Origin of the sequence: Paenibacillus harenae, from assembly GCF_030812415.1 — a bacterium.
In the GTDB taxonomy this organism is placed as follows: Bacteria; Bacillota; Bacilli; order Paenibacillales; family Paenibacillaceae; genus Pristimantibacillus; species Pristimantibacillus harenae_A.
Map to the genome: position 1 here is coordinate 533653 of NZ_JAUSST010000004.1, position 21002 is coordinate 554654.

Consider the following 21002-nt stretch of genomic DNA (forward strand, 5'->3'; position numbering starts at 1 on the left):
GAATCAGAGCGAAGGAGGCATGGCCTTGATACCAGGACAATATCGGACGGCTGCGGGAGAGATCGAGCTTAACGCAGGACGTAGAAGAATGCAGCTCATCGTCGTGAATACAGGCGATCGGCCCGTGCAGGTTGGATCTCATTATCATTTCTTCGAAGTGAATCGCGCATTGACGTTTAATCGGGAAGAAGCGTTCGGGATGCGGCTCGACATTGCAGCAGGTACGGCGGTACGCTTCGAGCCCGGCGAGGAGAAGCCGATTACGCTTGTGGAGCTTGGCGGCTTCAAGCTCGCTTATGGGCTGAACGGCCTCAGCCGCGGGAAGGCGGAGATGGGCCGGATGCCGGACGAAGTGCGGGAGAGGCTGGCCGCATGGGAAGGAGAGCGGACATGAGCAGAATGGACCGGCAAAGCTATGCGGCCATGTTCGGCCCGACGACGGGGGATGCGGTAAGACTGGCCGATACCGAGCTGTGGGCGGAGATCGAGAAGGATTACACCGTTTACGGCGACGAGTGCAAGTTCGGCGGAGGCAAAGTCATTCGCGACGGCATGGGGCAGTCCAGCGGCGCATTAAGAGACGAGGGCGTCCTCGATACGCTCATTACGAACGCCGTCATTATTGATCATTGGGGAATCGTGAAGGCGGATATCGGCATTAAGGACGGGTTCATCGTCGGCGTCGGCAAAGCGGGCAATCCGGATATAATGGACGGCGTGACGCCGAATATGATCGTTGGCGCAAGCACCGAGGTAATTGCCGGTGAAGGCAAGATTATTACGGCGGGCGGCATCGATTCGCATATTCACTTCATATGCCCGCAGCAGATCGAGACGGCATTGTCGTCCGGCGTGACGACGATGATCGGCGGCGGGACAGGACCGGCAACCGGAACGAATGCGACGACCGTTACGCCGGGCGCATGGCATATGAGCCGCATGCTGGAGGCAGCCGAGCAATTCGCGATGAACATCGGGTTCACGGGCAAAGGCAACGCCTCGTTCACCGCGCCGCTTATCGAGCAGATCGAAGCGGGCGCAATCGGTCTGAAGCTGCATGAGGACTGGGGAACGACGCCGGCGGCGATCGATGCCTGCTTGCAGACAGCCGATCAATACGATGTGCAAGTCGCGATTCATACCGATACGCTTAACGAAGCGGGCTTCGTCGAAGATACGCTGGCGGCCATCGGCGGCAGAACGATACATACGTACCATACGGAGGGAGCGGGCGGGGGGCATGCGCCGGATATAATCGTCGCTGCAGGCGAGCTCAACGTATTGCCGTCTTCCACGAATCCGACTCGGCCGTTCACGATCAATACGATAGAAGAGCATCTCGATATGTTGATGGTCTGCCATCATCTGGACAGCAGCATTCCGGAGGATGTCGCTTTTGCCGATTCGCGGATTAGGCCGGAGACGATTGCCGCGGAAGATATTTTGCATGATATGGGCGTATTCAGCATGATCAGCTCCGATTCGCAGGCGATGGGCCGTGTGGGCGAGGTCGTTATCCGGACGTGGCAGACAGCCGATAAAATGAAGCAGCAGCGCGGACCGCTTGCCCCGGATTCCGAGAGCAGCGACAACTTCCGTATCAAGCGGTACATCGCGAAGTATACGATCAATCCGGCCATTACGCATGGCATCTCGCATATTGTCGGTTCGATCGAGCCGGGCAAGTTCGCCGATCTCGCTATCTGGCAGCCGATGTTCTTCGGTGTCAAGCCCGACTTGGTTCTGAAGGGCGGCATGATCGCTTACGCGCAGATGGGCGATCCTAACGCTTCGATCCCGACGCCGCAGCCGGTATTCGGCAGGCCGATGTTCGGCAGCTTCGGCAAGGCCGTGCAGAGCAGCTCGATTACGTTCGTGTCGCAAGCGGCGTATGATCGCGGCATCGCCGAGAAGTTAGGTCTACAGAAGCGGATCGAGCCGGTGAAAGGCTGCCGTACGGTAACGAAGAAAGACATGATTCACAATGACGCTACGCCTGCGCTTAAGGTCGATCCGGAGACGTACCATGTGACGGTCGACGGGGAGCATGCGACCTGCGAACCGGCCGAAGTGCTGCCGATGGCGCAGCGTTACTTCTTGTTCTAATCGAGAAGGGATGGGAGCCACTTGAACGACAATGTACGTTGGCTGGCCATGCAGCAATTGCTTGATTCGGCGCTGCCGATCGGCGCATTCTCGCACTCCTTCGGTCTGGAGACGCTCGTGCAGGACGGCAGGCTGACGACATCCTCTGGGCTGTTCGACTATGCGAAGACAATGCTGCTCCAAAGCTGGGCGACATCCGACGCGATGATTATCAAAGCGGTATACCGAGACGGATCAACCGGCAATTGGGAGTCGTTATGGGCAATCGAGCGGCTTGTGCATGTTCAGCGAGTCTCGTCGGAGACGCGCGGCGGCGTGGAGAAAATGGGGCGACGGCTGCTGCAGCTTGCCGGCGCGATACATCCCCAGCTCGATTGGAGTCCGCTGCAAGCTGCGCTTAAGGAAGGCGGCTGCTTCGCAACGCATCCGCTTGTACACGGATATGCATGCTGGCAGCTTGGTGTATCCCTGGAGCGTGCGATTCAAGGCTACTTCTACACCTGCATCGTCACATGCGTCAATAGCGCTCTTCGGCTTATGTCGATGGGGCAGACGGAGGGACAATCGCTCATCGCGAGACTGATCCCGCTAACGGAGGACGCGCTCGCCATCGCCGATCGGTTGCAGCCCGAAGAGGCCTACTCGAATATGCCGATGGCTGAGCTTGCCATGATGCGGCATGAACGTCTGTACTCGCGATTATTTATGTCTTAAAGGAGTATAAAAGTAGAATGGTCAGGCGTAACCGCTGCATTAGCGTCTATGTTGGATAATTGCATTAACTTTTGCCGATTTTAGGGGCATTCTGAGCCTATGATTGATTTTTGCACTAACTTTTCTTCGTAAAACTTTATTCCAACCTATCAAGAGCCAAGTTAATGCGAAAAACCAGTATAGCGGCAAGTCGGGCTTCCTAAGTGTGCTCTATCCTGCAGAAATCCAACATAGCAGCCCTGACAGCAAACCATCGACCATTGACCAGCAAACCACCGGCTATATATCAATAAACGATCAAAAAGAAAACGGAGGAATGACAATGTGCCAAGGACAAGGACATACGCATCAAGAATGGGAAAGCCCGGTTATTGACGCTTCAAGACCGATTCGGATCGGCATTGGCGGACCGGTAGGCTCAGGGAAGACGGCACTGGTGGAACGACTGACAAGAGAGCTTCATGAAAAATATAGCTTGGCCGTTATTACGAACGATATTTATACGAAGGAGGATGCGCGGATTCTGTTCGATACGGGCGTCCTCCCGGAAGATCGGATTATTGGCGTAGAGACGGGCGGCTGCCCGCATACGGCTATTCGCGAGGACGCTTCGATGAACTTCGAGGCCATCGAGGAGCTGGAGCGCCGCTTCCAGCCGCTTGAGCTTATCTTCATCGAGAGCGGCGGCGACAATCTGGCGGCAGCTTTCAGCCCGGAGCTCGTCGACCGCTTCATCTACATTATCGACGTGGCGCAAGGCGAGAAAATTCCGCGCAAAGGGGGCCCCGGCATTATGCGCTCCGACCTGCTCGTCATTAACAAGATCGACTTGGCGCCTTATGTCGGCGCAAGCCTTGAAGTGATGGAAGCCGATTCGCTGCGGATGAGGGGCAATCGCCCGTTCGTATTTTCCAATATGCACGGCGGCGACGGCGTAGATAAAATCGTTAGTTGGCTGGAGCATGAGATCGCACACGCGCGCGGCCGCGCTCATACGCATACGATTCAACTGGACAGCACACCTTCAAGCCATCGTCACTCCGCTTCCTAATGGAGCCGGAACGTCATGCGGCTGACGAGTCAAGCATAGGGCTGCTCGGCATATCCGGGAACGGACAGCCGGTAAGGGTGTCGGAACTTCGCGCCTCATTCGCTGTAGCCGGAGAACAGACGTATGTGGCAGGCAAATATCATACGGCCCCGATCAAGATCGCTAAGGCGTTTCCGGTCGACGGGCAGCTTGCAGTCATCGTGATGGATGTATCGCCCGGTCTGCTTAGCGGAGATCGTTACGAGTTGGATTGGACTTGCGAAGCTGACGCGCATGTGATGCTGACCAATCAGTCATACATGAAAGTCCATCCGAGCATGCCCGGCTGCGGTTCCTCGATGCGCCAGACTTTCGAGCTTGCCGAGAACGCCGTTGTCGAGAATATGCCCGAGCCAATTATGCTGTTCAAAAATGCGTCGTTCGCGAATGAGACAATCGTGCGGCTTCGTCCCGGCGCCATATGGATGCAAGCGGATGTCCTCTGTCCAGGACGGACGCTGCGGGGCGAGCGCTTCGATTATATGGGGTACCGCAATTCGTTGTCGGTCTATTACGGGGAGGAACTCCTATTCGCGCAGCGTCAGCGCATAGAGCCGCGGCTGCAACGGCTCGAGGATGCAGGCTGCATGGGGGAAATGACGCATCTGGCAACGTTTTATTTGTTCTCGGACCGCGTCACTTCAGCTCATCTGGAGCTCCTGCGGCATACGCTTGATGAATTCAGCGTTGGCGAGTTATCCGTCGGTCACACGGTAATCGCAGGAGTATCGCGAACGCATCGGCACGGGATTGCCGTTACCGCCGCGTCTACGGCAGCTTGGCCGTTGCAGCGGCTCATGCGCGAAGTGTGGCATGCTTGCAGAGACGGGTTGCTCGGGAAGTCGCCGTTACGGTTCATGCAAGCAGAGTAATATACGAACGGATTATGCAGCGTGAGGAATGCCGTCCTCTAAGGAAAACTTAAGGACGGCATTTTTTTGATCGCGTCGCAAGTATCCAAGATTGACGCCGCCTGCCATCTAAACTTATACTTCTTTAAAAAGTAAGCCATTTACGACAATTAGAGGAGATGGCGGGTTTGGGCGAAAATAATAACGGCAAATTGGAATTGATGAAACAGCTCGACGAGTCGTTCCGTCAAGTTCGGAGACAAATCAATTCGGAGTGGAACAGCTATAACGTACATGGACTAGGCATTACGCATGGCAGAATGCTCGTTATTTTGGGGCAATGCGGATCGCTTAAGGCATCTGCGCTCGCCGAGCAACTGATGATTACGAGCGGGGGCGTTACCGGAATAGCCGATCGGCTTATCGAGTTAGGCTACATCGAGCGCAGGCGGGGCGAGCAAGATCGGCGCGTCGTTATGCTTCATCTGACGGAAGAGGGCAAGAAGATGGTGGAGCTCATCGAGAAGGTGCGCAATAAAATGATGATTCGACTATTCGACGGCATGACCGTGGAAGAGATGCAGCAAAGCTTGAATCTGTTCCATATGATGAGCAAGAACTTGGAGAAGACGAGGCAGGAGTAATGGGTAGTGCTGTAGGCTTGCTGCATGAAGTTCTTTATACCGGCGAAAGCGTATGATTTTGTTACAAATCGATGTATTATTCGACTTTTATCACCCATTAGTCCCGATAATGATGTAGAATAGAAATGAAATTTGTCGAATCATTAGGATTGACAAATTCCGATAATACAACTAGGATTAAAAGGAATTAGACATCAATTACTTAGGGGAGATTAGGATGAAGAAAACTATCGTACTGGCTCTGGCATTGATTCTGATGGTAGGCCTTGTCGCGGCTTGCGGTGCTGACAAAAACAATAATGCAGGCAACACGCCCAATAATGGCACGGCTTCGGGCAACGAGGCTGGCGACGACAAGGAAGTTAAAAAAATCGCGCTTGTATTGCCTGAGAAAATCGGCGTTAACAAGTTTTTCGTGTTGATGGATGAAGGCTTCAAAAAAGCGGGCGAGGAATTCGGCGCGGAAGTGAAAACGATCGAGTCGACCGACCCTGCCGGATTCGAACAAAACCTTCGCGCAACAGTAGCGGAAGATTATGATTTGATCATCACGGCTACGTTCCAAGCGGAAGACGCTTTGAAAAAAGTAGCTGCCGAAAATCCGGACAAGCCTTTCGCGATTATCGATACGGTCGTAGATCTTCCGAACGTTCGCAGCGTTAACTTCCGCGAGCACGAGGCGGCTTACTTGATGGGCGCGCTGGCGGGTCTTTCCACGAAAACAAACACGGTAGGCGCGATTGTAGCGATGGATGCCCCATTGCTTAGCAAATACACTTCGGGCTTCGAGCAAGGTCTTAAGAGCACGAACCCTGAAGCGCAGTTCCTTGTGAACTACGTTGGCAACTTCGCTGACCCAGCGAAAGCGAAAGAGCTTGCTTTGCTGCAATTCGACAAAGGCGCTGACTACATCGCAGGTATGGCTGCTGTAGGCGACAACGGCGTCTTCGAAGCGGCGAAGGAAAAAGGCTTCTTCACTTCCGGCCAAGATACAGACCGTACGGACGAAGATCCTGGGCATGTCGTTCTGTCCCAACTGAAAGGAACGGACGCGGTTGCTTACGAGACGGTTAAAGCATTCGTAGAAGGCAACTTCAGCTATGGCGCTGCCGATTACGGCTTGAAAGAAGGCGGCGTAGGTCTCACTTACGTGACGAAAGAAACGGCAACTCCGCTTAACAGCTTCATCAGCCAAGAAAATGTCGACAAAGTGAAAGCAATCGCTGAAGACATCATCTCCGGCAAACTCGTAGTGGAGAACCCGCTTGCGAAATAATGCGAATTCTGGCTGCCGACCCGCAGCCGACTAGTTATCTCCTTCAATAGAACCTACCTCTGCTTTAAGTAGAGGCGGTTCTTTTGTTGTGATTAGAGAGGAAAGGAGCTGAACGCCTTAATGCTGCTGCAAATGGACAATATTACAAAATCGTATGGAAGCGTCGCGGCCAATAGCGGCGTAAGCTTCAACCTCCAGAAGGGCGAGATCCATGCTTTGATCGGCGAGAACGGTGCCGGCAAAACGACGCTGATGCGTATTTTGTACGGGATGGAGAGCCCGACGAGCGGTGAAATCAGACTGAACGGACAAGCGGTCTCGTTCGACAGCCCCGCGGCCGCAATCGCGAATAAGATTGGCATGGTTCATCAGCATTTCATGCTGTTCCCTTCATTCACTATAGCGGAGAACATCGTAATCGGACGAGAGCCGTCCAAGACCGTCGGCTTCGACCGCAAGAAGGCGATTGCCGATGTCGATGCGTTAAGCAAGCGGTACGGCATGCCTGTTGATCCTGCGCAGAAGGTGGAGGAGTGCTCCTTAGGCGTTCAGCAGCGCGTCGAAATATTGAAGGTGCTGCATCAAGGCGCGGAAATCATTATTTTGGACGAGCCGACCGGCGTACTTACTCCGCTTGAGGTGAAGGAGCTGCTCATTGCCATTAAGGAGCTGGCTCGGCAAGGCAAGAGCTTCATTATTATTAGCCATAAGCTGCAAGAGATTATCGAAGTAGCCGACCGCATTACCGTTCTCCGCGACGGTAAGGTTACGGGCTCGATGAACGCGGCGGATACGAACGAGGACGAGCTGTCGCGGTTGATGGTCGGCCGCGAATTGGTCCAGTTGACGCGCAAGACGGCTGCTCCCGGCAAGCCGGTTTTGGAGGTAGCGGACATTTCGATTCGCGGTAACCGGACAAAGCCGACGCTTGACGGGATCAGCTTGCACGTGAAGGAAGGCGAGATTGTCGGCATTGCCGGTATATCCGGCAATGGGCAATCGGAGCTTATCGGAGCAATCGCGGGACTTGCGAAGATTGACAGCGGCTCGATCAAGCTGCTGGGACAAGAGACGGCGGGGGCGTCGGTGCGTACGATCCGTGAGCGAGGTCTCGCCCATATTCCGGAAGACCGTTACCAATGGGGCGTCGCGAAGGATGCGACCGTAACCGAGAACGGCCTGATGGGGCATGCGAACAAGCAGCAGAAGTACGGTTTGCTGCGCGGCGCATCGATACGCGAGATGGTCGCCGAGTGGGTGAAGCGATTCGGCATTAAGACGGGATCGTTATCGACGAAAGCGCAATATTTATCCGGCGGCAATCTGCAGAAGCTGATCGTCGCGAGAGAGCTGGCGCAGCTTACGCCGTTCTTAATCGCAGCAGAACCGACTAGAGGCGTAGATGTCGGCGCGATGGAGATCATTCATGGCGAGTTATTGAAGAAACGCGACGAGGGCGGCGCCATCCTGCTCGTCTCCTCGGAGCTGACTGAAATATTGAAGCTTTCCGATCGGATCCTCGTTATGTACGAAGGGCGCATCGTAGGAGAGCTTGCATCGCAATCGGCTACTGAGGAGCAGATCAGTATATTAATGGCGGGAGGGAAACGGCATGGAAAAGCTGAAACAACTTAGTAGCTCGCTCATCCAGCCGCTCCTTGCGATAATCGTCGGCTTGGCCGCCGGCGCGATTGCGATTGCCGTCGTCGGCGGCAACGTGCTGGAGACGTATGGAGAGATGTGGAATGGGGCTTTCGGCAGCTTCTTCTTCGTGACGAATACGCTATCGAGGGCAACGCCGATCATACTCATCGGTCTTGGCGTAGCGCTCGCTTTCCGGGCTGGATTTTTCAATATGGGCTCGGAGGGTCAGATGGTGCTAGGTGCGCTGAGCGCCGCGCTTACCGCCATTTATTTGCCCGGTCCGGGCTGGCTGAAGCTGATTGCCGCTCTTATGGCAGGCATTATTTCCGGGGGAATATGGTCTGCGTTCGCAGGCTGGCTGGACGCCAGGTTCCGGATGAATTTGCTTATTACGACACTGCTGCTTAACTATATTGCGACCTTATTCGCCGGTTATATCGTATCTTATCCATTGAAAGACAAGACGGGATCTGCGGCTATGGCGCAGACTGTCATGATCGACAATAGCGCTTGGCTGCCGAAGCTGTTCAGCGGCATGAGCCTTCATGCCGGTTTCCTGATCGCCTTCGCCGGAGCGCTGCTCTTGTTTTTCTTCATGAAGTATACGGTGAAGGGCTACGAGATCCGCATGCTTGGCGGCAATCCGTTGTTCGCAGGCTACGGCGGCGTCCAGCGGGGCAGGATGATGATGTTGAGCATGTTCGTGAGCGGCGGCTTCGCGGGACTTGCCGGCTCTATCGAGGTGCTGGGCACGCAGTACCGGTATATCGACGGTGCATTGACGACGCCGGGCTATGCATGGTCGGGGATTATGGCGACGCTGCTCGCGGGCTCCAATCCGCTGGGAACGGCAGTGGCCGCGATCCTGTTGGCCGGACTTCAGACGGGCGGCATGGGCATGGAGCGGAATACCGAAGTGCCCCTGGAGGTATCGAGCATCATTCAAGCGGTGTTGATCTTGTTCGTTTCGGCGAAGATTACGTATTCCTTCATAAAACGCAAGAAAGCGAGGGGTGACAATGGAACTGTTTGATGTCTCGCTCTTTGCTTCCATGCTCCGGCTGGTGACGCCGATTCTGCTCGCGGCGCTCGGCGGCGCAATCTGCGCCCGTGTCGGTCTGTTCAATGTCGGCCTCGAGGGACTAATGCTGACCGGAGCATTCTCGGCAATCGTCGGCAACTACTATACGGGCAATGTGTGGCTTGCCGTCATCTTCGCGGTGCTGTGCACGGTCATCTTCTCGATGCTGTTCGCGTATATGAGCATCCATCTGAAAGCGAATGTCATCGTTGTCGGCATATCGCTTAACTTCCTGGCAGCGGGATTAACGACGTTTATGCTGCGTGTTATATTCGATGTGAAGGGCGCTTATTATAACAAGGACATGGTTGGCTTGCCCAAGTGGGATATCCCGCTGCTGCGCGATATTCCATGGCTCGGCGATGTGCTCTCCGGCCATACGCCGCTCGTTTACTTAGCGATCGTCCTGGCCATTGGGCTGCAGCTGTTCTTCTTCAAGACGGTTACCGGCTTCCGTTTGCTGGCGTCCGGGGAGAACCCGACCGCGGCGAGAAGCCTTGGCATCAAGGTCACGCGCATTCAATACGGAGCGGTGCTGCTGTGCGGAGTGCTCTGCGGACTTGCCGGCGCTCAGTTGTCGCTCGGCAACGTGACGATGTTCACGGAAGGCATGACGGCTGGCAGGGGCTTCATCGCCCTCGTTGCGACGATGCTCGGACAGTCCAATCCGCTTGGCGTTGCGGCGTCCAGCTTGCTGTTCGGTCTTATGGACGCGCTAAGCCTAAGATTGCAGGGCTTCTCGCTGCCGACCCATTTTACAATGATGCTGCCTTATGTGGTGACGATCGTGGCTATGCTTATATTCAAAAACAAAAGCTATATGCAGGAAGCGCGCAAGGCGAACGAAAGCTCGCGATAAGGCCGGCTTGCCTGCAAGACAGAGGAGGTACGGAGTATGCATAATAAAGCAGAACGACTGAAGAAGGTGAAGGCGGTCAAGCAGGCGGCCGTTGCGCCCGAGATTGCTCATCGCGTGCCGCCGGGCCAGACCGTTACGGAGCGATTTCCGATTTTGCATGAAGGCGATGTGCCGGAATACGATCTGAGCACATGGTCGCTTCGCATATTCGGCGAGGTGGAAGAGGAGCGCAGCTTCAGCTTCGATGAGCTGCTTGCTTTGCCTCAGACGACCTCCATATGCGATATACACTGCGTGACGCGCTGGTCAAAGCTCGATACGGAGTGGGTAGGCGTACGCTTCATCGACCTGCTGCCGCTGCTTGGCGTGAAGCCGGAGGCTAAGTATGTGATGATCCATGCGGACGAGGACTATGATACGAACTTGCCGCTTGAGGATATGCTTCGCGAGGAGGTGCTGCTGGCGCATCGATTCGACGGCGGGCCGCTTACCGACAAGCATGGATGGCCGATGCGCCTGCTCGTACCGCACTTGTATTTCTGGAAGAGCGCCAAGTGGATTCGCGGCATCGAGTTCATGAAAGAAGACCGGCCGGGCTTCTGGGAGCGTAACGGCTTCCATAACTATGCCGATCCGTTCCTTGAGCAGCGGTTCACGAGCGAAGAGGACGAGATGCCCGAGGATGAATGGATGAAGAAGGAGTTTGATTAACGCATGTCGATGTTGCCTATATTGCAAGTGAACCCGGAAGATTTGCCGGCATACGCGATCGTATGCGGCGACCCTCGGCGTGCGGAGCTTATATCCCGCAAGCTGACGAATGCGAAGGAGCTGGCGTTCGCGCGCGAGTATCGTACGTTCGTGGGCGAATACGAAGGCGTTGCCCTGGCCGTCGTCAGTCATGGCGTCGGCTCGCCGGGCGCTGCCGTCTGCTTCGAGGAGCTGATCCGCGGCGGCGTGAACACGTTGATCCGCGTTGGAACAGCGGGGTCGTACTCGGCCGACCATCCGGCCGGAAGCCTTATCGTGAGCACGGCTGCCGTTCGCGCGGAAGGACTGACGCATCAGCTCGCGCCGGCCGGCTTCCCGGCCGTTGCCGACAGCGACATCGTCGCCGCGCTGTACGAATCCGCGCTGGAGAGCGAAGGCATCGTGAAGAAAGGCATTACGGTTACGCTGGATGTGTTCTTCTCCGGCGTCGTGGACATTCCGCATAAACAGTACAAAGCGGCAGGCGTGCTAGCGGTGGAGATGGAGATTGCGGCGTTATATGTAGTCGCTTCTTTGCGCGGCGTTAGAGCGGGCGCGATCCTCGCGCTGGACGGCTACGCCGACTCCGATCTTGCGGGCGAATACGATCCGCACACCGATGTCGTCGCGAAGGCAGTCGAACGCGAGATCGATACGGCGCTCAAGGCGATCGTGAAGCTGGCTTCTGATGGGAGCAGACGGTAGACTATACGCTGGGCATGGGTAGCAACAAACAGGACGCACATTAAGCAACACAAGCAAAATATAACTCCGAACACCGAACACCGAACACCGAACACCGAACACAGCACTGAATAACTGGAAAAACTCCCACTATTTTCGACGAATGAGCAGCATTCGAAGGAATTGCTGGAATTTCTCCAGTTATTTTTGCTATAGTGGCTCAGTTCGGGTGGATATTCGGGGATTAAAGGGATTTTCCAGTTATTTTCGAAATGCTGCTCGACTGGCTGAAATTAACGGGAGTGGTTCCCGTTATTGTTTGTGTCACAGTTACTGTGAAGGTGAGACTATGGGCTAGTAAACTTCTGCTTCGGGCAATAAAGATAGGCCAGCTGGAATTAACGGGCGTATTTCCCGTTATTGCTTACGTTGCGGTTACTGTCGGAGATGTGCTTTGGCGGTATGTCATTCTTTCGATAGGTTTGCTATGCTGATGAGGACGAGGAAGACAGGGGGAATCGGTTGTGAGCGGCGCACTGTTCAAGCCGGAGTGGCTGGATCAAAATGTACATCCGCATGTATACGCCTACTATTTCAAGCAATGGTCCAACTATTCGATGAGCGATCATCGGCATGATTCGATCGAAATTATGTATGTGATTACGGGCGAGTGCCGGATCGAGCTCGCGGCCACGGCGCGGCGTTCGGAGCGCTCCATCTCGCTAAAGAAAAACGAATTCATCATCCTGGACGCGAACGAGCCGCATCGCCTTATCGTGGACGAGCGCGGTCCCTGCCGGATGCTGAACGTCGAATTCGATATGCGCGAGAAGGAAACGGCGTTTCCTTCGATACGGCAGCTGGCTTCCGAGGACGAGGATGTGAAGGTTTTGGTTGCTCAGCCGTCGTCTTATTTGGTGCTGCGGGACACGAATGATCTCTATCCGGTGTTGAAAAATCTCGTGCTTGAGCTGGACAACCGGGAGAAGTCCAGCCGGGTGCGGACGCAGCTTCTTTTTGCCCAATTGATCATGACGATTGCGCGTATTTACAGCGACGATCTGAAGCAAGGCGCGAACGCCGCCGATCTCTACGTGAAGCAAGCTACAGAATACATGCATCATCATTACGATCAGGATATACAGGTGAAGGATATTGCCGCTGCCGTCAATCTGCATCCCGGCTACCTCCACCGCTTGTTCACGGCCAATACGGGTAAGACGATTACCGTGTACCTGACGGAGCTGCGGATGGAGAAGGCGAAGATGCTGCTGCGTCAGACCGATATCGCGATTGCCGATATATGCGATTATGTGGGAGCGCAGAGCCGGCAGTACTTTCATGCGATGTTCAAGAAGTATACGAACCAGACGCCGATCGCTTACCGCAATTCGTTCCATACGCATAATATGGACGGCTGGAGCAACCCCGAAGGAATTGGAAAGTGACGATTTCTGACAGGTTGCCGCTGAGGTGGTCACAATATTGATAACGCTTCCGATATATCGTTGCTACAATGTAGTTGAGCTTGAACTACAATACGTAAACATGAATCGGAGGGTGAATGTATGTCATCATTCAAAATCGCTTTTATCGGAGCGGGCAGCATCGGCTTTACGCGAGGTTTGCTGCGCGACCTGCTTGCAGTACCTGAGTTTCAGAGCATTGACGTCGCTTTTACCGATATTAACGCACATAATCTAAGCATGGTAACGGAGCTGTGCCAGCGCGACATTAACGAGAACGGCTTATCGATTCGGATTCAGTCGACGACCGACCGCAGGGAAGCGCTGAAGGATGCCAAGTATATAATTTGTACGATTCGCGTCGGAGGACTTGAAGCGTTCGCAACCGATGTCGACATTCCGCTTAAGTATGGCGTCGATCAGTGCGTGGGCGATACGCTGAGCGCGGGCGGCATCATGTACGGTCAACGCGGCATTGCCGAAATGCTTAACATTTGCCAAGATATTCGCGAGGTTGCGGCATCCGATGCGCTGCTGCTTAATTACGCGAACCCGATGGCGATGATGACATGGGCATGCAATAAATATGGCGGCGTTCGTACGGTCGGCCTATGCCATGGCGTACAGGGCGGCCACTGGCAAATCGCCGAAGCTTTCGGCCTTAAGCAGGAAGAAGTCGATATTATATGCGCGGGCATCAACCACCAGACGTGGTACATCCAGATCAAGCATAACGGCGAGGATCTGACCGGCAAGCTGCTTGAATCGTTCGAATCGCATCCGGACTTTAGCCGTACGGAGAAGGTTCGTATCGATATGCTGCGCCGCTTCGGCTATTACAGCACGGAGTCGAACGGGCATCTGAGCGAGTACGTGCCATGGTACCGGAAGCGCCCGGAGGAAATTATGGACTGGATCGACCTCGGCTATTGGATTAACGGCGAGACGGGCGGTTACCTGCGCGTATGTACGGAAGGGCGCAATTGGTTCGAGACAGACTTCCCGAACTGGATGAAAGACCCGGCCAATGAATTTAAGAGCGAGCTGCGGAGCCATGAGCATGGCTCTTACATTATCGAGGGACTGGAGACGGGACGCGTCTACCGCGGTCACTTCAACGTCGAGAATAAAGGCGTCATTGCGAATTTGCCTAATGATGCAATCATTGAAGCTCCAGGATATGTGGATCGCAACGGCATCTCGATGCCGACGGTGGGCGATCTGCCGCTCGGTCCGGCAGCCGTATGCAATGTGAGCATTTCGGTACAGCGTCTGGCGGTTGAAGCAGCCGTTCATGGCGACGATAAGCTGCTGCGCCAAGCTTTCATGATGGATCCGCTCGTCGGCGCCGTCTGCAATCCGAAGGAAATTTGGCAAATGGTCGATGAAATGCTGGTAGCGCAAGAGCAATGGCTGCCGCAGTATACGGAAGCCATTGCCGCCGCGAAGAAACGTTTGGAGGAAGGTCCGCTGCTGCCGACGAGGGATTATGCGGGAGCGGCTCGATTGAAAGTGAAGACGGTAGAGGAAATGCAGCAGGATCGCGATGCGGCGAACAAAAATGCCGGCGAATCCGATAAAGGCAAAGAGCGCGCCAACGTGTAGCGCGCCCAAGCTGACGCTCTAGCCCAAACGAGGGGCGTATTGCAGCTCGACGGGTACGAGCGTGGCATTGTCCGGGCTCCAGGCCGGGGGGCCGTATTTCTTAATATAACCAAGCTTATTCAGATCGCTTGCCGCGGATTGCTCTCTGTCCATCTCGCGGAACAGCTCCCAGCAAGCGATGACGTCGTTCAAGGCGCGGTGTCCGCCGATGAGCGGAATGCCGTATTTGTCGCACATATCCTTCAGCGTATGCGGATAGAGATGACGGAAACGGCTCATCGTCAGCGTATCGATGAACGAATTGCGGAACGATCGACCGGCGATGCGCATGAGAGAATGGTGCAGGAAGCCAAGGTCGAACAGGGCGTTATGCGCGATGAGGACATTGTCGCCGATCATTCGGTTCAGAATGCGGAACGCCGTATCCTCATCCATGCCGCCGGCCGTCATTCTGTCTGTAATGCCTGTCAACTCGGTAATCTTCGGCGACAGCTTGCCGTCGAAAGCAACGAGCGTGCTGAATTCGCTGGCGATCTCGCCGCCTACGCAGCGGATGGCCGCAATCTCGATAACGCGATCCTTAGCCGGATCGAGTCCGCTTGTTTCAAAGTCGATAACCGTATAGTTCAGACCGTTCATAAAAAGAATCACCACATTCTCATCATATAATAAGTTCATGCTTCTATCTCATTACGATAAAATATTCGACAACGTTCGCTCGATCCCTTTCAAAGCGCATAAAAAAACGCCCCATTTTGCTCTTGCTGAGAGCATGAAAATGGGGCGTTTCTCAATTCGCTTTGTTATGCTGCCGGAGAAGAGAACGTCGTGCTAGTGATTGTTGCCGGATGCGTTGCCTTTTTTGTCGGACGATTTCGTCGTCGTGTTCTTGGCGCCATGGCCTTGCTGTTTGGACACGTCTGCATACCTCCTTTCGGGCGGGATCAAACTAGTATGCGATTCGCTTGCGGCAGACTATTCTTCCTCATTGGCCGGATTTATCTATATTTGCGGTTTTCAAGCAGGAAATGGGCGTTTAATAAGCCGAACGATTGATTAAGAAGGAGTAAACAGGGAGCAGAGTTTCGCTTATGCGACGACATCCCGCTTTTTCGAGAAGAGAGCGCTTTCGGGGGGCGATGCCGATCGGCAGTCCTATGATAGAATGGACGCAAAGACAATAGTTGCTAATGAGATGGTCAATCGGGGGATGCGGCATATGGGAAGGACGAGCACGAGCATGAGTACCGGGTTAAGGTCAAAATGGGGGTTTTCGAAGAGAGAACCGCTTCCGCCCGAACGAAGGTTGAGCAAGGATGCCGTCACAGCATTGATCATCCATAGCTGCTTCCAGTTCGGCGCATCGATGTCGGGGTTGTTTCTCAACTTATACCTTTGGCGTCTAACGCAGGATTTGACGGTCAACGGCATATACAACATCGTCGTTTTTTTGCTGACGCCGCCTACGTTCGCGCTTGGAGGCTGGCTTGCGAAGCGCCGCGACCGAATGGTCACTTATCGGCTCGGCATCGTTCTGATTGCCTTGTTCTACTTAATGGTGGTTATTGCCCAGGAGCAGGTGGCACAATATTACATAGCGTTCGCGATTTTCAACGGCATAGCCGCAGGTCTGTATTGGGCCGGTTACCTGGTCATTCAATATGATGTATCGACGGACGCGAACCGGATTCGTTTCCTTGCGATCAACATGGTCGTGTTTAATTCGGCCGGATTAGCCGGTCCTGCGTTGGCGGGCTTCATCATTCAGAGGAGCGAAGGGCTGCAAGGATATATCGTGATCTTCATGCTCGCGTTCATTATGTTCGTGATCGCCGCTATCGTCAGCTTCCGAATTCCGATGGTGCGATCTCATCACAAGGCGTATTATTTGAAGTTCATGGGACTCGTCATGAGCAAAAACAGACGTTGGCTTAAGGCTCTGTACAGCTTCTTCGTGCTCGGATTGTTCCAAGGCATCATGCTGTTTCTACCCAATATTATGCTGTTCCAGACGGTAGGCCGCGAGGATTGGGTCGGCTATCTCGGCGTGTTCTTCTCTTCGCTTACGGTAGCAACCGGTTACGTCATATCGAGACTTGCTCAGAAGGAGCATGTACGCAAATACGTGATGCTGTCGACGACAGGGGTTGTTATCGGTTCGGCTCTCCTGCTCATAAGAATGGAGTTCTGGTCGGTTGCGGTGTTCATGATTCTCTTCTCCATATGCAATCCGCTAGCTATCAACACGCTGACTTCTTATTACTACCGGTTGATCGGCACGCTGCCGCTCAAGGGCCAGCTTCGCGTCGAATCGGTCGTCATGCGCGAGCTGTTCCTGAACGTCGGCCGCGTCGTCTCGATCACGCTGCTAATCTGGCTAGCCGCCGATCTGGAATCGGTCTGGATGCCGATCGTGCTGTTCGTCATGGCGGCGTTGCAATATGCGCTCGTGCTGCTCATAAGAGAGAAGCAGGAGGCGTAAAGGCAAAGGAGGTTTGCGATATGAAGGTTGTATTGGCATTCGATTCGTTCAAGGGGAGCCTTAGCTCGGAGGCAGCCGGCAGGGCGGCGTCCAGAGCGGTATGTTCGGTCTTTCCGGATGCCGCGTGCGACGTTATTCCGCTCGCCGACGGAGGGGAAGGCACGGTTGCCGCAGTGGTCGAGGCGGGTGACGGTTCGTATGCCGCGCTACAAGTAACAGGTCCGCTGGGGATGGAGACGGCTGCTACGATCGGACTCATTCATGCAGAGAAAGCCGAAGGATCAACAGCCGTACTGGAGGTTGCTTCGATATGCGGCCTTACGATGGTGCCGGAAAGCGAGCGAGATCCATGTCGTACAAGCAGCAAAGGAGTCGGTGAAGCGATTATCCAGCTGCTTGACCGGGGGATTCGAAGCTTCGTCGTAGGTCTCGGGGGCAGCGCGACGAATGACGGCGGGATGGGCATGCTGGCTGCACTCGGAGCCTCGTTTACGGACCGCGCAGGCAACCGGCTTCTCGGGAACGGGGGCGATCTGGCGTCTATTGCATCCATCGAATGGAGCGGGATCGATTCCCGTCTAAAGGAGAGTACGATCAAGATCGCGACCGATGTGAGCAACCCTCTATGCGGTCCTACCGGGGCGACGATGGTCTATGGCAAGCAAAAGGGAGCTTCGCCGGAGCAGCAGGCGAGCCTTGAACGAGCAATGACGACTTACGCCGATCGCATAGAAGGCGCAGCCGGATCATCCTGGCGGCTAGCTCCCGGCGCGGGAGCCGCAGGCGGACTGGGCTTTGCGTTGCTGGCCCTGGGCGGGGAAGTTGTCTCCGGCGCATGGTGGTTGATCGATGCCGTATCGCTCAGAGAACGCATTCGGGATGCCGATTGGGTCATAACGGGCGAGGGACGCAGCGATAACCAGACAATATATGGCAAGCTTCCGGTTCAAGTAGCGGCTGCGGCGTCAGAGACGGGAACGAAGTGCATGCTTCTGTCCGGCAGTCTGGGCGATGAGCTTGGCGAGCTGGAAGAGAGGTTCGACGGCTGTTTCTCCATCGTCAAAGCGCCCGTTGCTTTGGAAGTTTGCATGGAGCAGGCGGAGGAGTTGCTGGAGCAAACCGTTCGCCAGCTGTTCCGGCTGCTGCGAGCAGCTCGTTAAACGGAGGGAAACTACTAATGAATGATTCCGTTGCGGGGATGAGGATAGACAGAGAGCAACCGGTATTGTTTTCTATTTCTCATGGAGCTAAGGTGGTTTAAATCCTTCTCCAAAACTATCAAAAGGAGTGTAACTTATGCGCGAGACCTGTGTTCCGACTGGCGTGAAAGTAAAAGATACCGGCTTTGGATACACGTTGTCCTTAATAGGCGGTAAATATAAAATGGTCATTATGTATTGGCTATCCGAAAATCAGACAATGCGGTTTAATGAGCTGAAGCGATGTATCGGCAGCATTTCCTTCAAAACGCTAAGCATCATGTTAAAAGAGCTGGAGGCAGATGGCCTAATCATACGCAAGGAGTTTCCCCAAGTGCCTCCAAAAGTTGAATATTCATTGTCTGAACGCGGACTTTCCCTTATTCCATTGTTAAATATGATGTGCGAGTGGGGAGAGAAAAACAGCTTACCCTCACCAGCCATGGAGGCTTAGTTTTCCTCTATCAATTGCAAGTTATCGACAAAATTCAAATAGTTTAGTGCGCTTTTTTCCAATTCGCTTGCGGGAGACTCATTTTCTGTACCTGGCACATTTTCACCTGGCGCACTTTCCGTACCATAAAACGCAAAGAACGAACGATAATTTGCATTGCAGTACAGGAAAGTAGTTTCAAAAGGAGATAATAAATGTTCAAGCGTGTAGCCATATCTTCCCTTTTCGCTATAATCTTCTTTTTTAATTCCGGCAGATACAGCTAATGCAACGTTCCGATTCTTTAATTTATCGCCTCCTTGTGAACCATAAGCCCACCCATAAGTTAATACATCGTCAAGCCATTTTTTTAGGAGAGGCGGACAATTAAACCAAAATATAGGGAACTGTAAAACAAGGTTACCATGCGATTCAACTAGTTTTTGTTCATATCCCACGTCTAAGTTTCCATCAGGATAAACCTTATGCAATTCGTGAACCGTATACTTTTCCGGATGTTTTTTGAGTTCTTCTACCCACCGCTTGTTGATGACGGATGATTCCATGCTTGGGTGTGTTACGACAACGAGAGTTTTCAAAGATTTGTCCTCCTTAATTCTACTTATATCTTCCTTTGTTTGAGTATAAAGAGTGCACTGCAAATATGTAAGTATGCACTTTTAGTACAGGTACTGTCGTAAAGGTAAGCGTCATACCGTTCTGGTTAGCGGAAGTACAGATTTCTAAACAGAGATGAGAATGATAATTCGATTCGTGAAATATACTTAAGCGAGAGTTAGGCGAAGCGCTCGGAATACCGACTAGGGCAGCTTATTTGCAATGGATTCCATGGAGAGGGGCACTGATTTGAACACAAATGACCCTGCTGGTTTCTGGATTCGATTCGGAGCAATAATTCTTGACGCGCTTATCATTGGAGTGCCAATGACCATTATTGCGCTTGCTATCACTGGAAGACCAGGAGATGAGTATGTCACGGATATTTTATCTTTCCTATATACATTGCTTACTCCAATTTTCTGGAATGGCTATACGATTGGCAAACGGATCTGCGGTATTCGAATCGTGAAAGTCAGCGACGGACTGCCGCCGGGTCTTGGAACGATGCTGCTGCGAAATGTGGTGGCCGGCTTACTATATGCCATTACATTCGGCATTGCTGCTATTGTGAGCGCGACGATGGTGGGAGCCCGCGAGGACAAACGGTCGCTTCATGATTTGATCGCGGGGACGGAAGTCGTGCATGAAAGGCTCTGATGCATTGAAAAATTGAATAACGGATAACGATAGCGAGGAGCTTGCTTGGCGGCAACTCCTTTTTCGTTTGCTGTATTCCTGGGGAGATTGCATGAGCAATGAGAAATTAATTCAAAAGTTCAATAAGCAAGCAAATGTGTACGAAATGAGAAGGAGAAAGCAGACGGAAAAAAAGTGGCGTGAAAAATTGATCCGTTGCGCAAAAGGAACGGTTCTGGAAATCGGGGTCGGTGCAGGAGCCAACTTTCAATTTTATACCGAAGACGTCGTGGTAACGGCAGTCGATTTCAGCAAGGAAATGTTAAACAAAGCAAAGGAAGCCGCTGCCGAAAGCGGTATTCGGGCGGAATTCATTCATTCTGACGTTGAATCGCTTTCGTTTCCGGACGACTCATATGACACCGTTGTTTCCACATTGACTCTATGCGGATACGAGGATCCTGTAAAGGTATTGACGTCATTCAATAAATGGTGCAAACGTGACGGGCTGATTCTTCTGATGGAACACGGAATTAGTTCAAATCGATTCGTCGGTTATTTACAGTCGGCGATCGATCCGGTTTCTATTAAGGTTTCCGGCTGTCATCTGAACCGAAACTTGACCCGAATTTTCCAACAGTCCAATATTCGAATGAACAAAGTGGAGCATTATCTGCTTGATACGGTTCAATTGGTATGGGCAGCACCGAATAAAGATATTAACGGAAAGCTCAACTAACAAGGGATGAGAAAGATCACGCGATTTACTCGTAAGCCATTATTGTCGGCGTTCATTTCTTCCCGTTGGCACCTCTGTTTCAAGTCAGACTTTATTATTGGACAGGCGCGCTCCTTTGTTTG

At 53.4% G+C, this 21002-nt stretch carries 21 protein-coding genes; 19 read left to right on the forward strand and 2 right to left on the reverse strand.

Going from position 1 to position 21002, the window contains the following annotated elements; genetic code table 11:
* Window positions 1-25: 25 nt before the first annotated feature.
* The 14 genes from J2T14_RS17315 to J2T14_RS17380 all read left to right on the forward strand — a co-directional run bounded on the left by J2T14_RS17315 (window position 26) and on the right by J2T14_RS17380 (window position 14770).
* Complete coding sequence (locus J2T14_RS17315; protein WP_307472667.1) at window positions 26-394, forward strand: urease subunit beta; 369 nt, start codon at window positions 26-28, stop codon at window positions 392-394.
* Window positions 391-2106 carry an urease subunit alpha gene (gene ureC / locus J2T14_RS17320; protein ID WP_307472670.1) on the forward strand — a complete coding sequence of 572 codons (1716 nt, stop codon included), beginning with the start codon at window positions 391-393 and terminating at the stop codon, window positions 2104-2106. The genes J2T14_RS17315 and ureC overlap by 4 nt, the downstream gene beginning before the upstream one ends.
* A 21-nt stretch (window positions 2107-2127) precedes the next feature.
* The gene (locus tag J2T14_RS17325; RefSeq protein ID WP_307472672.1) at window positions 2128-2820 is read left to right on the forward strand and encodes an urease accessory protein UreF; all 693 of its coding nucleotides are present in this window, start codon (window positions 2128-2130) and stop codon (window positions 2818-2820) included.
* A gap of 322 nt (window positions 2821-3142) precedes the next feature.
* Window positions 3143-3871, forward strand: coding sequence for an urease accessory protein UreG (gene ureG / locus J2T14_RS17330; RefSeq protein WP_307200144.1), 729 nt, complete (start codon window positions 3143-3145; stop codon window positions 3869-3871).
* Window positions 3871-4782, forward strand: coding sequence for an urease accessory protein UreD (locus J2T14_RS17335; protein ID WP_307472674.1), 912 nt, complete (start codon window positions 3871-3873; stop codon window positions 4780-4782). The genes ureG and J2T14_RS17335 overlap by 1 nt, the downstream gene beginning before the upstream one ends.
* Before the next feature lie 167 nt (window positions 4783-4949).
* Entirely contained in the window at window positions 4950-5405 is a 456-nt protein-coding gene (locus J2T14_RS17340) for a MarR family winged helix-turn-helix transcriptional regulator (RefSeq protein WP_307472677.1), read from the forward strand.
* A gap of 217 nt (window positions 5406-5622) precedes the next feature.
* The gene (locus J2T14_RS17345) at window positions 5623-6681 is read left to right on the forward strand and encodes a BMP family lipoprotein (protein ID WP_307472680.1); all 1059 of its coding nucleotides are present in this window, start codon (window positions 5623-5625) and stop codon (window positions 6679-6681) included.
* Between the two features lie 120 nt (window positions 6682-6801).
* Window positions 6802-8316 carry an ABC transporter ATP-binding protein gene (locus J2T14_RS17350; RefSeq protein ID WP_307200136.1) on the forward strand — a complete coding sequence of 505 codons (1515 nt, stop codon included), beginning with the start codon at window positions 6802-6804 and terminating at the stop codon, window positions 8314-8316.
* Window positions 8294-9358 (forward strand): ABC transporter permease, encoded by a 1065-nt coding sequence (locus J2T14_RS17355; RefSeq protein WP_307472682.1) that lies wholly within the window; start codon window positions 8294-8296, stop codon window positions 9356-9358. The genes J2T14_RS17350 and J2T14_RS17355 overlap by 23 nt, the downstream gene beginning before the upstream one ends.
* On the forward strand, window positions 9345-10265 hold the full coding sequence (locus J2T14_RS17360; protein ID WP_307200132.1) for an ABC transporter permease: 921 nt from the start codon (window positions 9345-9347) through the stop codon (window positions 10263-10265). The genes J2T14_RS17355 and J2T14_RS17360 overlap by 14 nt, the downstream gene beginning before the upstream one ends.
* Window positions 10266-10301: 36 nt before the next feature.
* Window positions 10302-10976 carry a sulfite oxidase-like oxidoreductase gene (locus tag J2T14_RS17365; protein WP_307472683.1) on the forward strand — a complete coding sequence of 225 codons (675 nt, stop codon included), beginning with the start codon at window positions 10302-10304 and terminating at the stop codon, window positions 10974-10976.
* A gap of 3 nt (window positions 10977-10979) precedes the next feature.
* Window positions 10980-11720 (forward strand): nucleoside phosphorylase, encoded by a 741-nt coding sequence (locus tag J2T14_RS17370; protein WP_307472685.1) that lies wholly within the window; start codon window positions 10980-10982, stop codon window positions 11718-11720.
* 503 nt (window positions 11721-12223) lie between these two features.
* Window positions 12224-13147, forward strand: a complete 924-nt coding sequence (locus J2T14_RS17375; RefSeq protein WP_307472687.1) for an AraC family transcriptional regulator — start codon at window positions 12224-12226, stop codon at window positions 13145-13147.
* A 120-nt stretch (window positions 13148-13267) separates the two neighbouring features.
* Entirely contained in the window at window positions 13268-14770 is a 1503-nt protein-coding gene (locus J2T14_RS17380; protein ID WP_307472690.1) for an alpha-glucosidase/alpha-galactosidase, read from the forward strand.
* An 18-nt stretch (window positions 14771-14788) separates the two neighbouring features.
* On the opposite strand, the gene J2T14_RS17385 is transcribed toward J2T14_RS17380, so the two are convergent.
* The gene (locus J2T14_RS17385; RefSeq protein WP_307472692.1) at window positions 14789-15448 is read right to left on the reverse strand and encodes a 3'-5' exonuclease; all 660 of its coding nucleotides are present in this window, start codon (window positions 15446-15448) and stop codon (window positions 14789-14791) included.
* A 541-nt stretch (window positions 15449-15989) separates the two neighbouring features.
* Between J2T14_RS17385 and J2T14_RS17390 the strand changes: the two genes are divergently transcribed.
* The 3 genes from J2T14_RS17390 to J2T14_RS17400 all read left to right on the forward strand — a co-directional run bounded on the left by J2T14_RS17390 (window position 15990) and on the right by J2T14_RS17400 (window position 18905).
* The gene (locus tag J2T14_RS17390; RefSeq protein WP_307472695.1) at window positions 15990-17252 is read left to right on the forward strand and encodes an MFS transporter; all 1263 of its coding nucleotides are present in this window, start codon (window positions 15990-15992) and stop codon (window positions 17250-17252) included.
* Window positions 17253-17272: 20 nt separating this feature from the next.
* A complete protein-coding gene (locus J2T14_RS17395) occupies window positions 17273-18412 on the forward strand; it encodes a glycerate kinase (RefSeq protein ID WP_307472697.1) in 1140 nt (379 codons plus the stop codon).
* Between the two features lie 136 nt (window positions 18413-18548).
* The gene (locus J2T14_RS17400) at window positions 18549-18905 is read left to right on the forward strand and encodes a winged helix-turn-helix transcriptional regulator (RefSeq protein ID WP_307472699.1); all 357 of its coding nucleotides are present in this window, start codon (window positions 18549-18551) and stop codon (window positions 18903-18905) included.
* Here J2T14_RS17400 and J2T14_RS17405 read toward each other — a convergent pair.
* Complete coding sequence (locus J2T14_RS17405) at window positions 18902-19483, reverse strand: NAD(P)H-dependent oxidoreductase (protein ID WP_307472701.1); 582 nt, start codon at window positions 19481-19483, stop codon at window positions 18902-18904. The two genes, J2T14_RS17400 and J2T14_RS17405, sit on opposite strands and share 4 nt — an antisense overlap.
* Before the next feature lie 268 nt (window positions 19484-19751).
* Here J2T14_RS17405 and J2T14_RS17410 point away from each other — a divergent pair, with 268 nt between their 5' ends.
* A complete protein-coding gene (locus J2T14_RS17410; RefSeq protein WP_373458162.1) occupies window positions 19752-20162 on the forward strand; it encodes an RDD family protein in 411 nt (136 codons plus the stop codon).
* 91 nt (window positions 20163-20253) lie between these two features.
* Window positions 20254-20880, forward strand: coding sequence for a class I SAM-dependent methyltransferase (locus J2T14_RS17415; protein WP_307472703.1), 627 nt, complete (start codon window positions 20254-20256; stop codon window positions 20878-20880).
* Window positions 20881-21002: the final 122 nt, after the last annotated feature.

What these genes read in the sequence shown, in the direction of transcription:
- ureC (WP_307472670.1), top strand. Translation starts at nt 391, where the DNA reads ATGAGCAGAATGGACCGGCAAAGCTATGCGGCCATGTTCGGCCCGACG.
- ureG (WP_307200144.1), top strand. Translation starts at nt 3,143, where the DNA reads ATGTGCCAAGGACAAGGACATACGCATCAAGAATGGGAAAGCCCGGTT.
- J2T14_RS17335 (WP_307472674.1), top strand. Translation starts at nt 3,871, where the DNA reads ATGGAGCCGGAACGTCATGCGGCTGACGAGTCAAGCATAGGGCTGCTC.
- J2T14_RS17345 (WP_307472680.1), top strand. Translation starts at nt 5,623, where the DNA reads ATGAAGAAAACTATCGTACTGGCTCTGGCATTGATTCTGATGGTAGGC.
- J2T14_RS17350 (WP_307200136.1), top strand. Translation starts at nt 6,802, where the DNA reads ATGCTGCTGCAAATGGACAATATTACAAAATCGTATGGAAGCGTCGCG.
- J2T14_RS17355 (WP_307472682.1), top strand. Translation starts at nt 8,294, where the DNA reads ATGGAAAAGCTGAAACAACTTAGTAGCTCGCTCATCCAGCCGCTCCTT.
- J2T14_RS17360 (WP_307200132.1), top strand. Translation starts at nt 9,345, where the DNA reads ATGGAACTGTTTGATGTCTCGCTCTTTGCTTCCATGCTCCGGCTGGTG.
- J2T14_RS17365 (WP_307472683.1), top strand. Translation starts at nt 10,302, where the DNA reads ATGCATAATAAAGCAGAACGACTGAAGAAGGTGAAGGCGGTCAAGCAG.
- J2T14_RS17370 (WP_307472685.1), top strand. Translation starts at nt 10,980, where the DNA reads ATGTCGATGTTGCCTATATTGCAAGTGAACCCGGAAGATTTGCCGGCA.
- J2T14_RS17380 (WP_307472690.1), top strand. Translation starts at nt 13,268, where the DNA reads ATGTCATCATTCAAAATCGCTTTTATCGGAGCGGGCAGCATCGGCTTT.
- J2T14_RS17385 (WP_307472692.1), bottom strand. Translation starts at nt 15,448, where the DNA reads ATGAACTTATTATATGATGAGAATGTGGTGATTCTTTTTATGAACGGT.
- J2T14_RS17390 (WP_307472695.1), top strand. Translation starts at nt 15,990, where the DNA reads ATGGGAAGGACGAGCACGAGCATGAGTACCGGGTTAAGGTCAAAATGG.
- J2T14_RS17395 (WP_307472697.1), top strand. Translation starts at nt 17,273, where the DNA reads ATGAAGGTTGTATTGGCATTCGATTCGTTCAAGGGGAGCCTTAGCTCG.
- J2T14_RS17400 (WP_307472699.1), top strand. Translation starts at nt 18,549, where the DNA reads ATGCGCGAGACCTGTGTTCCGACTGGCGTGAAAGTAAAAGATACCGGC.
- J2T14_RS17415 (WP_307472703.1), top strand. Translation starts at nt 20,254, where the DNA reads ATGAGCAATGAGAAATTAATTCAAAAGTTCAATAAGCAAGCAAATGTG.